A 12,947-nucleotide genomic window follows, 5' to 3' on the forward strand; every position below is an offset into this window, starting at 1 on the left:
GGTCCCTCGGAGGATGCTACGTGAGGTGGGGCGAAGAGAGGGCAAGCTGCTCTCGGTACAATGGGAAGGCGTCGCACAGCTCTTTCACGCGGGCCGCAACCCCGGACAAGGCCGCCGTGTTCGACACATCCTTCAGGGCATCGGCGATGAGGTGTGCAATCTCCCTCATTTCACCCTCCCGCATCCCCCGGGTGGTGACGGCCGGCGTGCCGATCCGGATACCCGAGGTCACCGTCGGCTTTGCGTCGTCGAATGGAATGGCGTTCTTGTTCGCCGTAATGCCGGCCTGATCCAATGCGGTCTCTGCCGCCTTTCCGGTCAACCCTTTCCCCCGCAGATCGATCAGCATCAGATGGGTATCGGTCCCCCCGGACACCAGACGGAAGCCGTGGCCCTGCAGCGCCTCGGCCAACGCCCTGGCGTTCGCCACAACCTGGCGTTGATACGCCGCAAACTCCGGCGTCAGCGCCTCGGCAAACGCAACCGCCTTGGCCGCGATGATGTGCATTAACGGACCGCCCTGCATCCCAGGAAAGACCTGCTTGTTCAGGACCGGGGCGTACGCGGCCTTGCACATGATCATCCCGCCCCGAGGTCCCCGAAGCGTCTTATGGGTGGTGGTCGTCACAAACTCGGCGTGGGGGATCGGGCTCGGATGCAACCCGGCCACAATCAGACCGGCGATATGCGCGATATCGGTCATCACGAGCGCACCCACCTCTTTCGCAATCTCACTAAACATCGCAAAATCGAGGGTTCTCGGATAGGCACTGGCGCCGACAACGATCAACTTGGGTCGGTGCGTGTTGGCCAGCGATCGGAGCACATCAACATCTATCCGCTCCGTCTCCCGATTGACCCCATACGGGATCACTTGAAAGAAGCGGCCGGAGAAGTTGACCGGACTGCCGTGCGACAGGTGACCCCCGTGCGACAGGTTCAACCCGAGAATCGTGTCCCCAGGCTCCAGGACGGAAAAGTAGACCGCCATGTTGGCCTGCGTGCCGGAGTGCGGCTGGACGTTCACGTGGTCGGCGCCGAAGAGCCGCTTAGCCCGCTCGATGGCCAGGTTCTCCGCCATGTCGACGAACTCGCACCCGCCGTAGTAGCGTCGTCCCGAATAACCCTCGGCGTATTTGTTGGTCAGCGTCGAGCCGGCCGCCTCCATCACCGCCGCGCTGACAAAATTCTCCGAGGCGATCAGCTCCAACTTACCGGCCTGCCGCTCGGTCTCGAGCCGAATAATCTCAGCGATTTCCGGGTCCACATCGATCAGATGCTTCACACTCAGGCTCCTTCAACAACCCATAGATATATAAAAAGACGCCCTAAACTTACACGAATAGTAATCCCGTACCCTTCCATTGTCAAGGCAAATTGGGCTGCTACGTAACTGCCACATTGGCTTGAATTGATTAGAAAGTGTCCCTCCTCCGTCGTTGCGATGGAGCAGAGCGACCGAAGCAATCTCACCGTTTTTCGCCTCTGTCACTGCGGGATTGCTTCGGCTCCGCCTCGCAACGACACTGCGTGTCGGATTGCCGCACTCCCTTCGGTCGCTCGCGATGACGGTGCTGTTCACATCAGCGAGGGGTGGGCCATCTCTTCCGCTTCCCAGGCGTCCAGCGGATCGTTGTCGTCCCACTTGTAGGGGAGTTGAAGGAGGGTGCCCGGCGTGGTCGCCGTTTCGAGCAGATGAAGCGCGTCGAGGATAATCCGGGTCTGCCCCTCCCGGTCAAACGGCTTGCCGGCCTGGTGACCGAGGGGAAAGTTCACAAAGACGGCTCGTGGCGGCTTAACGGAAGACGTGATGTCAAGAGCCGCCGACAGCATCACGGTCGGGATACCGGCCTCCTCAATGGCGCGGGCAAACAGTCCCACGGACTGGTGGCACAATTGTCAGACCGGGACCAAAAGGGCCGCATCGGTCCGGAGTTCTCGCAGCCGTCCAATCAGATGCGGCGCCATCTCTTTCTGAAGCCTGGTCCGCGTGAAGATCCGCCCCATGAAGGTGAAGGCGATAGAGGCCAGCGCGTCGATGCGTCCTTGAGCCTCTAGCTCCCTGAACCGTTCGAGGGGAAAGATGGTATTGAGGTCTTTGACGTCCCGGGCGTTCCTGGAGTAGTGCGAGATGCGCAGCTCAGCCAGATCGGCCGTTTTCGGGATCTCCCGAAAGGTCAGGTCGTTCTTGACCGGATTGAACGGCTCCTGGCTTATGTGATAGATCCCCCCTGAGCTGATCAGGGCGATCCGACATTCCCGGACCGGCTTGACCATCGGCGTCCAGGGACTGGTGAGATTCACCGTCCATTGGTAGGGCGGCTCGTTCGCATACAGCCGCCGAATTTGCTCAATGTAGGCCACCGGCGCCATACTTTTTGCTCGCCTTCCTTCACATCGTCATTGCGAGCGACCGGCGGGAGCGTGGCAATCTCGCCGTTGTTGTCTCGCAAGACTGTGAGATTGCTTCGGCTTCGCCTCGCAATGACACAGGGGTCTCTCAACCTTTACTGAGGATCAACTCACCGCGGGCCGCATCGACCCGCACGGTGTCCCCCTCAGCAAACTCATGTTCCAGGAGGCGGCGCGCCAAGGGGTCAAGCAGGACGCGCTGAATGGCCCGTTTCAGCGGCCGCGCCCCAAAGACCGGATCGTACCCCTCGTTCGCCAGGAACTCCTTGGCCGGCTCGGTCACCTCAAGATCAAGCTTCCGCTCGGCCAATCGCCGCGCCACCCGTTTGAGTTGGATTTCCACGATCGCCTTGATCTGGGTGAGCGAGAGGGGGTGGAAGATCAGGATCTCATCGACCCGGTTCAGGAACTCCGGCCGAAAGTGGACCCGGACGGCCTCCATCACCTGTCGCCGCATCTCCTCCTCGTCCCGGCCGCCCAGTTCCTCAATGACCGGGCTGCCCAGGTTACTGGTCATAATGATGATCGTATTTTTGAAGTCGACGGTTCGCCCCTGGCCATCGGTCAGCCGTCCATCATCCAAAATCTGCAGCAGGACGTTGAAGACATCGGTGTGCGCCTTTTCGATCTCGTCCAACAGCAGGACGGCGTAGGGGCGGCGCCGGACCGCCTCGGTAAGCTGTCCCCCCTCCTCGAAGCCGACATAACCCGGCGGCGCGCCGATCAGGCGGGATACGGTGTGCTTCTCCATATACTCACTCATGTCCAGGCGGACCATCGCCCGCTCGTCGTCGAACAGAAACTCGGCCAGCGCCCGGGCCAGCTCCGTCTTCCCCACGCCCGTCGGTCCCAGGAAGATGAACGATCCGATCGGCCGGTTCGGGTCCTGCAGCCCAGAGCGGGCGCGCCGGATCGCGTCGCTCACCGCGCTGATCGCCTCATACTGCCCCACCACGCGCTCTCTCAGTTTCTGCTCCATGGTCAGCAGTTTCTGGGTCTCACCCTCCAGCATCCGCGAGACCGGAACCCCGGTCCACTTGGCGACCACCTGAGCGACATCCTCCTCGTCCACCTCCTCCTTGAGCATGGCGCCATCCTGTTGCACCTGCTCAAGGCCGCGCTTCTCGCCCTCCAGTTCCTTTTGGAGCGACGTAACCAGACCGTAGCGGAGTTCGGCCACCTTACCCAGATCACCCTGCCGCTCGGCGGCCTGTTCCTGCACCTTCGCCGCCTCGATCCGCTCCTTCAGACTCCTGATCCGCTGAATGAACCCCTTCTCCTGCTCCCAGCGGCCCTTCAGGTGTTCCTCCTTCGCGCGGATTTCGGCCAGTTCGTTGGCAAGACGCGCAAGCCGTTCCTGCGACTCCGGATCGGTCTCCTTTTTCAGCGCCTCGCGTTCAACCTCGATCTGTCGAGCTCGGCGACTGAGTTCATCCAGTTCCGTCGGCATACTATCGATCTCCATCCGCAGGCGAGACGCCGCCTCATCAATCAGATCGATCGCCTTATCCGGCAGAAACCGGTCGGTAATGTAGCGGTTGCTCAGGACAGCCGCCGCCACCAGCGCCGAATCCCTGACCCTTACGCCGTGGTGCACCTCGTATCGCTCTTTGAGCCCGCGAAGGATCGAGATCGTATCCTCCACCGACGGCTCGCCGACGACCACCGGTTGGAAGCGCCGCTCCAGCGCGGCATCCTTCTCCACCCGCTTCCGATATTCGTCGAGCGTCGTGGCCCCCACACATCGAAGCTCCCCCCGGGCGAGCGCCGGCTTCAGCATATTCGAGGCGTCCACGGCCCCTTCGGCGGCGCCGGCCCCCACAAGGGTGTGCAGTTCGTCGATAAAGAGGACGATCTGCCCCTCCTGCTCGGTCACCTCACGCAGGACCGCCTTCAGCCGATCCTCGAATTCGCCGCGGTACTTGCTCCCGGCCACCAGCGCGCCGATGTCCAGCGCCAGCACCCGCTTATTCTTGAGCGATTCGGGCACATCCCCATTGACAATCCGCTGCGCCAGCCCCTCCACGATGGCGGTCTTGCCCACCCCCGGCTCGCCGATCAGAACCGGGTTGTTCTTGGTCCGCCGTGCCAGAACCTGGACCACCCGGCGGATCTCATCGTCCCGGCCGATTACCGGGTCCAGTTTCCCCTTTCGGGCCAGATCGGTCAGATCGCGCGCGTACCGTTCCAACGCCTGATACTTCTGCTCCGGCGTCTGGTCGGTCACACGCTGGCTGCCGCGCACCTCCTGCAACGCCGCGTAGATGTTGTCCTTTGTGATCCCGACCCCGCGCAGGACCCTCCCCGCTGCGCCGCCGTCATCGGCGATCGCCAACAGGAGATGCTCCGTACTCACATATTCGTCCTTCAAACGTTCCGCCTCGGACAGCGCCGCACCCAGCACCTTTTCAAGACGCGTGGTGATATGGACCTGGCCCGGGGACCCGCCGGTCACCCTTGGCAGTCGTTTGAGTTCTTCCATGAGTTGCGCCGCAACCTGGTGGGGGCCGACCCCCATCTTTCTCAGGATCGGCTGGACCACCCCCTCGGCCTGCTCCACCAGCGCCAGCAACAGGTGCTCGACATCGATCGTCTGATGGTCCCGCTCCTCGGCCAGCTTTTGGGCCTGCTGGATCGCCTCCTGCGCCTTAAAAGTAAATTTATCGAATCGCATAAAGGCCATAGTCTCTCCTCCGCTGGGACTCTTGGTTTCTTTAATCATAGGCATGGCATTCACGGTTGTCAACGCTGCCGAATCCCCAGGCAGTGCACCATTCTTCCAACCGCCGGCCCGGCGTGTTATGATTTCGTTAACGAACGCGATTCGCGCAGGAAGGACGGATATCGATGAAGCGGTCCGGGTATCAGTGGGTCCTGCCGAGCCTGTTGATCGCCTTCCTGTTAGGCTGCGGCACACGCGATGATCGGGTGGTAGCGAGGGCGAAGGCCTTGGCGCTTGCCGGCAAGAGTTCTCAGTCCCTTCATCTGCTGACCAACTATCTGGTCCAATACCCTCACGCTACCGAACCTCGCCGCGCGAAGATCCTTCTGGCGATCCAGACCGAGCAATCGGAGGAGGCCCTTATCGATTACGCAGCGATCTCCGATTCGCAAGCGATCGAAGACACCGCCCTCCTTCACTTGCTTGCGCTCGGTCTGATCCGCGACGCGTGGCAACGCCATGAAGGTGTCCTCCGTGCGCGAGCCGCGGCTGCCATGACCGAACTGGCCGACCCGTCTTCCGATTGGCTTCTGAAACGGGGCCTGGACCATCCAGACCCAACGGTCCGAGCGCTTGCCGCAAAGACAGTCGGGCGCACTCATGGGTTGACCTTGCAGGTACACCTGCAACGACTGCTGGATGATCCCGAACCGTTTGTCAGGGCCGAGGCTGCCTGGGCGATCGGCCAACTTGGCGCCTTGTCCGACCAATCTTTCCTACGACGAGCACTAGTGGACCGCGACGCTCAGGTAAGGATCAAGGTCGGCGGCGCCCTTGTCATATTGGGTGACCGGCCCGCGCTCTCTCTTCTTGTCAACGCGCTTGACGCCCACGATGCAGCGGTGAGGGCGGAGGCTGCCGAGGTGTTAGGGCTCCTCCTCGAACCGTCTGTTCGGATCCAGCTCGCACAACGGCTCCACGATCCTGATGGGTATGTTAGACTCGCTGCCGCCCTCGCCTTAGCCAAGATGCAAGACCCATCGGCGCGTGCCTATCTGCTGACGACGCTCCAAGAAGACAAGACATTCCTCGGGCTGTTTGCCGGCGAGCTACTATCCAACCTGGGGGACCGCTCGGCGATTCCATTCCTGAAGGAGACAGTGCGGCGTGACGGAGATATCCCAACGCGGCTGTACGCCGCATGGACGCTTGGACGGCTGGGCGATCGGTCCGGTCTGACCTCGGTAGCGGAGGCATTGAAACATCCCGATCCGGACCTGCGGGCATATGCCGCCTGGACCCTTGGAGAAATCGGAGGTGAGGAGGCAGCGGCACTACTGAAAAGCACCCTGCGCGACGAGGCTCCCGCCGTTGTGATGCATGCCGTCTGGGCGCTGGACCGGATCGCTCGCTCTCCGGCTGATAGCCCTCCCACTCCCGCCGGCAAGAAGCTCTCGTGATGCGCGCGGGAGGCTGTCAGCCGACCTCTTACCGTACGCACGCGTTAAGGGTAGTTGAGTCTCTCGGGCGTGGGCGGAGCGATGCGATCCTTGTCCGTCGGACCCATGGCCTGACGGCGATTGATCTCGATCTCGCCCTTCAGGGAGGCGCCCTCTGCGGCGGCGATACTTCCGGTCTTCACATTGCCCGTGACGCTTCCGGTCGGCAGGAGGTCGACACGTCCTGTGGCAATCAGATTACCCTTTACGTGGCCGCCGACGACGATGTTGGTCGCCGCGATGTCCGCCTCTACCTTGGCCGCCTCGCCGATCACGATCGTGCCGACAAGATCGATGGTCCCGTGGAACCCGCCCATAAGCTGAATGTCGCCCTCACCGGTCAAATCCCCGCGAATTTCGATCTTTTCGCCGACGACAAACGCGGTAGGCGTGATCTCCATCGTTGGCGTCGGCCGCATCGGCTCCGGACTGTTGGAGCCAAAGCCGCCAAAAATCGAGTCGAATACCCCTCGCTTCTCTTGCATATCCCCCTCCATCCCTCAACGGTTGAACCCTCTTGCAGAATCACACCCCAAACAGGTAACGGTTAAAAGGTTTTCTCGATCGGAACGACCGAAGCACCCCCATCTCCGGACCACCCCGTGAGGCCGGCACTCACCGGCTGTAGAAGATAATCGAGCAGCTTGATATATTCCAATAGCACCTCTCTGGCATCGGTGCGGGAATGCCACCACCCGTCAGAATTAAAGGTGTCGTAACGGGTGGGTCGGCTGATGATGGAAACGGCCCCGCGGGATGCCCTGGCCACGATCTTGCGCGCGCGTGTTGAATGCGATCTGTTCGTGACAAGAATCACCGTCCGTATCCGGCGTTGCTCCAGCAGGGATAGAAGCTGCTCGGCTTCGCCTGCGGTGCTGTCGGATCGTTTGTCGACCTGCAGGACAGCGGAGGCCGGAACCCGCATCGCCTTGAGGACCATCCATTGAATATCCCGCTCCTCCGGGACCGTGATACCCAACCGCGCCAGCGCGTCGTAGCCCGGCGGGAGCCGCTGGTGGGTCAGGACGATCCTGGACGCATAGCCGTCCTGATACAGTCTTACGGCCTCGAGGGTGCGCGCAACCCCCCCGTCCCCGGCCAGAACAACAATCGCCTCGGCCTTTTGCAGACGATCCTCTGTGACCAGGTAATGACCGATGGTTCTCAGCAGGAACGGATGACCAAGATACAGTAATAGGCCGAGGATCGGGACAACGATCAGCCACCGGATCAGTTTCCCTATCATCGCCTCGATGTTGTTCCCGACACCCTCAGCCTCTGTAATCTGTCGGTGAAGCCGAAACGGCTATCCCGACCGCGATCACCAATTCAGCGCGACGACCCGCGATGCCCATGCTTCTCAGATATAGTGAGGTGATGCGGCTCGGAAGGCGTCCGGAAGAGTCGACGCAGGCCGTTCTGCAATCGCAGCCGAACGCGCCCGAGCGGAGATCCTGCCAGGCGCTCCAACCTCTGCAGCCGGTCGAGCACGAGGCGGTGCGCCTCCTCCGCCTCCTCCGCCAACTCCTCCTTCCAGGTACGAGAGACCATCGGTCCCGTAAGCCCACGGACACAGACGGCGTAGTCCAGCGCCAGCCTCGTCAGCCGATCGTCTCCGATCTCCTCCAGTGCGCAGCGAAGCTCCCGGTCATCCTCTTTGGGGACATGCCCCTCATCACTCTCCAGCAGTTTCGTATCGAGTCGCCCAAGGATCTTTCGAACAACGGCCAGTTGCTGTGTCAGCGTACGATGATGCCGTGAATCGCCGCGATCAAATGCAACCATGACACCCTCTCTGTGCGGTCGCATGGTAGAATACTGGTGTGACAACTGCTTGTCAGGCCGAGGATAGTATGCTATGCAAGGTTAGTCAACCTCATTTCCGCACCGCAGAAGTGGTCACGACAACCTGTCGGCGTCGGATTCCGAACACCCCTGAGTAAATGGATGACCAGACCCATGTCGGCCCAGGCGTCCGGCCTTTTTGACCCCTCTTCATTCGCCGCGCTCGGCGCGTCGGACACGATCGGCGGGGTCATTGGCTATCAAGCGGAACACCGCGCAGACCAGCCGTGGTGCTCCCTGCTCCACGGAATCGATCCTGAGCCGCCGGTCGCGTTCGGCACCTTGCGCCAGGAGGCCGAACGAGTGGCGGCACTGCTCCAGGAACTGGGAGTTCGATCCGGAGATCGGGTCCTCATCATGCTTCCCACCGGACGACCGATCTTGCAGGCCCTATTCGGAACCTGGCTGGCCGGCGCGGTGGCCGTTCCAACGTATCCGCCGCTTCTGCTCCCGCACGCGCTCTTGCGCACGCTGGCGGCGGCAACCGCGACCCGTACCTACGCCCCTGCTAAGTGGGTCATCGACCGGCTGCTGCAACAACCGTTGGCCCAACACTGGCGACAGGGACGGAAGGGTGGACGGCCAATTCTGGCGGTACTGGAGCAACTGCAGCGCCTCTGCCGTTACGTCGACCAACAGGTTCACGTCTGCCAGACCGCCCGACCGGCTGTGGTGATCGCCGAACCGGCGTTCGGTCCGGTCTGTCGGGCTGCCGCCCGGTTCCTCCCCGAGGCGCCTACCTTTGTGGCGGCCTCGAATCTCTTGTGTGGAACCGCCCGGTTTCAGACGCCAGACGTGGACGGCCATACAACCGCGCTCATCCAATTTACCTCTGGTTCAACCGGCGTACAGAAGGGGGTGATGCTCAGCCATCGAGCAATCATGGCCAACATCCGGGCCTTCGGAGAAGCGATTCGGCCAAGACCTGATGATAGGGTGGTCTCGTGGCTCCCGCTCTACCATGACATGGGGCTCATCGGGGTCACGCTGGGATCCTTCGCCCTCGGCATGGAGACCTACCTGATGTCGCCCACTGACTTCACCCATGATCCCATTCGCTGGATCTGGGCGCTCCACCGGTTCAGGGCCACGATCTCGGTCGCTAATAATTCGGCCATCGGCCGACTCGCACGGATGTGTCGAATCGCCCCACGACGGTTCGCTCACTACCCGGCCTATGCACCGGAGGGTCGCCTGGATCTCTCCCATCTGCGGATCCTGATGAACGGCGCCGAACCGGTAACGGTACAGGCCATGGAGGCGTTTCAACGCGAATTCGAGCAGTTCGGGCTGCGCCGGGAGGCCCTCTCCCCGGTCTATGGGCTGGCTGAGATGACGCTCGCTGTCGCCTTCCCGGATCTCACCACACCCTATCGGGTATACCGGCAGCGGGGCGAGGAGTGGGTGTCTGTGGGCCGGCCGCTGACCGGTTTTGAGGTCCGCATCATCGACGGTGAGGGTATGGCACTCCCGACGGGGCGCCTGGGAGAGGTGATCGTGACCGGACCAAGCGTCATGGACGGCTACTTCGGCGACCGGGAGGCGACGGCGCAGATCATTCGAGAGCGGGATGGACGGCCGTGGCTGCACACCGGCGATGAAGGGATGATCGACCCGGCAGGAGAGCTGTACATCACCGGACGGCTGAAAGAGATCGTCATCAAAGGGGGCCGCAACTACGCCCCGGCCCACCTGGAAGAGGTCATCGAAACTGTTGAGGGGATCCGGCCGGGTCGAACCGTCGTCTTCGGCGTCACCGACGCGAGATCCGGAACCCAACGCGTGGTAGCCGTGGTGGAGCTTGCCGAGCCGCACCGTCAAGAGTCGCTGCGGGACGGTCTGATGCGACAGATTCGCTCCCGGGTGGATGACGTCTATCGACCGGCCGGCGGAACGGTTCTGGATCAGGTGCTGTTGGTCGCACCGGGAACATTGAGCAAGACCACCAGCGGCAAGCGGATGCGACTCGACGCCAGAGAACGGTTCCTCCGTGGCGAGTTCGGCTAATGGGCTTTCTTATCCGACTATTGCTGAATGCGTTCGCCCTCCTCATTGTGTCGACCGTCATCCCCGGCATCGAGGTGCGAGGGGTACTGCCTGCGCTGGCGGCGGCCTTTTTCCTCGGGATCGTCAACGCTGTCGTACGACCGATAATCCTGCTCTTGACGCTTCCCCTCACCATCATGACGCTGGGTCTATTCATCCCGTTGCTGAATGCCGCGCTGCTGAAACTGGTCTCGCTGATCATTCAGGGGTTCGAGGTGCACGGCTTCTGGTCTGCCGTATTCGGGTCGATCCTGTTAAGCCTGACCAGCGGTCTGTTGAACCTACTGATTAATGACCGCGGCCGGGTGGAGGTCATTGTCCACCGCCGCAGAAACTTCTGACTGGCCCTTCCCTGACAATCCGAACTATGCTATAAAGAGCAGCCGATCCTTCCCTCAACGTCCCCATCGTCTAGCCGGCCCAGGACGCGGCCCTTTCAAGGCCGAAACACGGGTTCGAATCCCGTTGGGGACGCCAAAGACATGCAGTAGTCGTCGATGTCGGACGTCCCGTTCTCATGCAATCCTTGCATTTGCGCTGATGCTATGGCATCCTCCAGTTGAAGGTGGAGCATGACAACCATCACGTTTGATTTCGATCCGGCGATATTCGGCGCCCTACGTCTGGCGCCGGAGGAATTCGCGCGCGAGATGCGGATCGCGGCGGCGGCGCAGTGGTACGCGCAAGGCGTGATGTCCCAGGCCAAGGCTGCGGAGATCGCGGGCTTGAGCCGCGCCGAATTCCTAGAGGAGCTCTACCGCCGCAAGACGCCAGCCTGTCAAGTGACGCTCGACGAGATCCGCGAAGAGATCCATGCCGACTAGGCATTGGATCGTCAATGCGCAGGTCGATCTCAATCCCCACCAGGTCCACAGGCCGCCCTGTTCGCCTTCCGGTCTCCCTTACAGAGACCACCCGCCGCCTGATCGGCCTTCGGGCGCGCGTCATCACGGAACGTCCGAACGAGATCGAACAGCCCATCCTGAAGGAGATTCTCAGCCGGCGTCAGGAGACGATCCGGCGGACTATCTCCCAGCGCAATGCCACCTTCTTCGAGGCCGAAGCCGATAAGCTGGGCGGCTGGGCGGATGATTTGAAGGTCGGCCTGGAACGCGAGATTAAAGACCTGGACCGCCAGATCAAGGAGGCTCGTCGCTCGACCAAGGCTACCCTGACCCTGGAGGATAAGCTGGCGGGTCAGAAACAGGTCAAAGCGCTCGAGACCTAGCGCAACGCCAAACGCCGGACCCTCTTTGAAGCGCAGGACGAGATTGACCGCCGTCGCGAACAGCTCATTGCGGAGATTGAGAGCAAGTTGCAGCACCGCGTCTCACAGACGCCACTGTTCTCGATTCGGTGGAGCCTGACATGATCCGAAGCGTCCACTTGACGTACATTCGCAATACTGCGAACATGTGACGTGTCTAACGAGAGAACGACTGAGAGGCTTGACGATGCCTAAAGGTAAGAAACCACCCACCACTGATGCCGTGGAAATTCTCCACCGCCGCTATTATGCAGGCCGACCCGAACGGCTTGCGGCGCTTGAGCAGGCACGCGCCAACGATAGCGTGGCCCGAAAAATCGCCGCCCTGCGCGTCAAGGCCGGGTTGACACAACGCCAACTGGCCAAGCTGGTCGGCACTACGCCCTCCGTCATTTGCCGGCTCGAGAATGCGGACTATGAAGGTCACTCGCTGGCGATGTTGAACAGGATTGCCGCCGCGCTGAATCAGCGGGTGGAAATTCGTTTCGTGCAAGCCCGCGAGCGGGTTCAGCACACATGACACGTATTGTTGGCCCTCGCACGTTGCGTGATGCGATGACTGCCCGCATGACTCGCGTCGAAGAAGCCTGGATCACGGAAGCGGAGCGCCGGTTTTCCGAATGGCGTCGTGGGAAACGGGTGGGAATTCCAGGTGACCGCGCCCTCAAGCAAATTCGAAGGGACCTTGGCTGGTGAAGGTGCTGTCGGAGAAAGCGCCGATGATGTGCGTGATTTGTAAGAACAGGACAACTCGATCGGGCAAAGCCACGGTCACTCTGGAGCGTGAAGGCGTGACTCTCGTGATCAAGGGTATGCCGGCACAAGTCTGCGCGAATTGTGGCGAAGAGTATGTGGATGAGGCCACGACCTCACTCTTGCTCAAAACCGCCGAAGAAGCGGTGCGGACCGGCGTACAGGTAGAGGTTCGCCAATACGCAGCAGCTTAGACGAATCGGCATGTCCGCGAAGCCCAAGTGGAGGTGATATAACGGATGGGACGGCACCCTATGCGGAAACAACCCCCTCCATTCTACCATCGCATCAGGCAAATCCTGGAGTCTGCTCGGGCTGGCGCCGCCCGTTCGGTCAATACCGCCCAAGTAATGGCCTACTGGCTCATCGGGCGCGAGATCGTGGAGGAAGAACAAAAGGGGCATAAGCGAGCAGAGTACGGAGAGGCACTACTTCAAGATTGACCTTCCCCCGGTTTCCTGGA

Annotated in this window: 15 protein-coding genes and 1 tRNA gene; 9 read left to right on the forward strand and 7 right to left on the reverse strand. The window is 61.5% G+C overall.

Translation table 11 applies throughout. The features are described from left to right. Positions 1–16 precede the first annotated feature (16 nt). From glyA to clpB, 4 genes are all read right to left on the reverse strand, one after another. Positions 17–1,285: a serine hydroxymethyltransferase gene (glyA, locus tag C3F12_02475; protein ID PWB48196.1), complete on the reverse strand. Its 1,269-nt coding sequence runs from the start codon at positions 1,283–1,285 to the stop codon at positions 17–19. Between the two features lie 293 nt (positions 1,286–1,578). Further along, positions 1,579–1,881 carry a hypothetical protein gene (locus tag C3F12_02480; GenBank protein PWB48197.1) on the reverse strand — a complete coding sequence of 101 codons (303 nt, stop codon included), beginning with the start codon at positions 1,879–1,881 and terminating at the stop codon, positions 1,579–1,581. An 18-nt stretch (positions 1,882–1,899) separates the two neighbouring features. After that, positions 1,900–2,373, reverse strand: a complete 474-nt coding sequence (locus C3F12_02485) for a hypothetical protein (GenBank protein ID PWB48198.1) — start codon at positions 2,371–2,373, stop codon at positions 1,900–1,902. Between the two features lie 127 nt (positions 2,374–2,500). Further along, positions 2,501–5,086, reverse strand: coding sequence for an ATP-dependent chaperone ClpB (gene clpB / locus C3F12_02490; protein PWB48212.1), 2,586 nt, complete (start codon positions 5,084–5,086; stop codon positions 2,501–2,503). 173 nt (positions 5,087–5,259) lie between these two features. On the opposite strand from clpB, the gene C3F12_02495 reads away from it, so the two are divergent. Beyond that, entirely contained in the window at positions 5,260–6,534 is a 1,275-nt protein-coding gene (locus C3F12_02495; protein PWB48199.1) for a hypothetical protein, read from the forward strand. Positions 6,535–6,578: 44 nt separating this feature from the next. On the opposite strand, the gene C3F12_02500 is transcribed toward C3F12_02495, so the two are convergent. From C3F12_02500 to C3F12_02510, 3 genes are all read right to left on the reverse strand, one after another. Beyond that, positions 6,579–7,070 carry a hypothetical protein gene (locus C3F12_02500; protein ID PWB48200.1) on the reverse strand — a complete coding sequence of 164 codons (492 nt, stop codon included), beginning with the start codon at positions 7,068–7,070 and terminating at the stop codon, positions 6,579–6,581. 50 nt (positions 7,071–7,120) lie between these two features. Then, positions 7,121–7,819 carry a hypothetical protein gene (locus tag C3F12_02505; GenBank protein PWB48201.1) on the reverse strand — a complete coding sequence of 233 codons (699 nt, stop codon included), beginning with the start codon at positions 7,817–7,819 and terminating at the stop codon, positions 7,121–7,123. 83 nt (positions 7,820–7,902) lie between these two features. Beyond that, positions 7,903–8,358 (reverse strand): hypothetical protein, encoded by a 456-nt coding sequence (locus C3F12_02510; protein ID PWB48202.1) that lies wholly within the window; start codon positions 8,356–8,358, stop codon positions 7,903–7,905. 162 nt (positions 8,359–8,520) lie between these two features. On the opposite strand from C3F12_02510, the gene C3F12_02515 reads away from it, so the two are divergent. The 8 genes from C3F12_02515 (at position 8,521) to C3F12_02550 (ending at position 12,927) form a co-directional block, all read left to right on the forward strand. Beyond that, a complete protein-coding gene (locus tag C3F12_02515) occupies positions 8,521–10,425 on the forward strand; it encodes a hypothetical protein (GenBank protein ID PWB48203.1) in 1,905 nt (634 codons plus the stop codon). Beyond that, the gene (locus C3F12_02520; GenBank protein PWB48204.1) at positions 10,425–10,805 is read left to right on the forward strand and encodes a hypothetical protein; all 381 of its coding nucleotides are present in this window, start codon (positions 10,425–10,427) and stop codon (positions 10,803–10,805) included. The genes C3F12_02515 and C3F12_02520 overlap by 1 nt, the downstream gene beginning before the upstream one ends. Before the next feature lie 59 nt (positions 10,806–10,864). Next, positions 10,865–10,941: transfer RNA gene (locus tag C3F12_02525), tRNA-Glu, on the forward strand. Positions 10,942–11,036: 95 nt separating this feature from the next. After that, positions 11,037–11,288, forward strand: coding sequence for a hypothetical protein (locus tag C3F12_02530; protein PWB48205.1), 252 nt, complete (start codon positions 11,037–11,039; stop codon positions 11,286–11,288). Between the two features lie 14 nt (positions 11,289–11,302). Then, positions 11,303–11,692: a hypothetical protein gene (locus C3F12_02535; GenBank protein PWB48206.1), complete on the forward strand. Its 390-nt coding sequence runs from the start codon at positions 11,303–11,305 to the stop codon at positions 11,690–11,692. A gap of 226 nt (positions 11,693–11,918) precedes the next feature. Continuing rightward, positions 11,919–12,251, forward strand: a complete 333-nt coding sequence (locus C3F12_02540; GenBank protein PWB48207.1) for a transcriptional regulator — start codon at positions 11,919–11,921, stop codon at positions 12,249–12,251. Positions 12,252–12,450: 199 nt separating this feature from the next. Further along, a complete protein-coding gene (locus C3F12_02545) occupies positions 12,451–12,678 on the forward strand; it encodes a hypothetical protein (protein PWB48213.1) in 228 nt (75 codons plus the stop codon). A gap of 60 nt (positions 12,679–12,738) precedes the next feature. Next, positions 12,739–12,927 carry a hypothetical protein gene (locus tag C3F12_02550; protein ID PWB48214.1) on the forward strand — a complete coding sequence of 63 codons (189 nt, stop codon included), beginning with the start codon at positions 12,739–12,741 and terminating at the stop codon, positions 12,925–12,927. Positions 12,928–12,947 lie beyond the last annotated feature (20 nt).

The organism is Candidatus Methylomirabilota bacterium (assembly GCA_003104975.1).
Classification (GTDB): domain Bacteria; phylum Methylomirabilota; class Methylomirabilia; order Methylomirabilales; family Methylomirabilaceae; genus Methylomirabilis.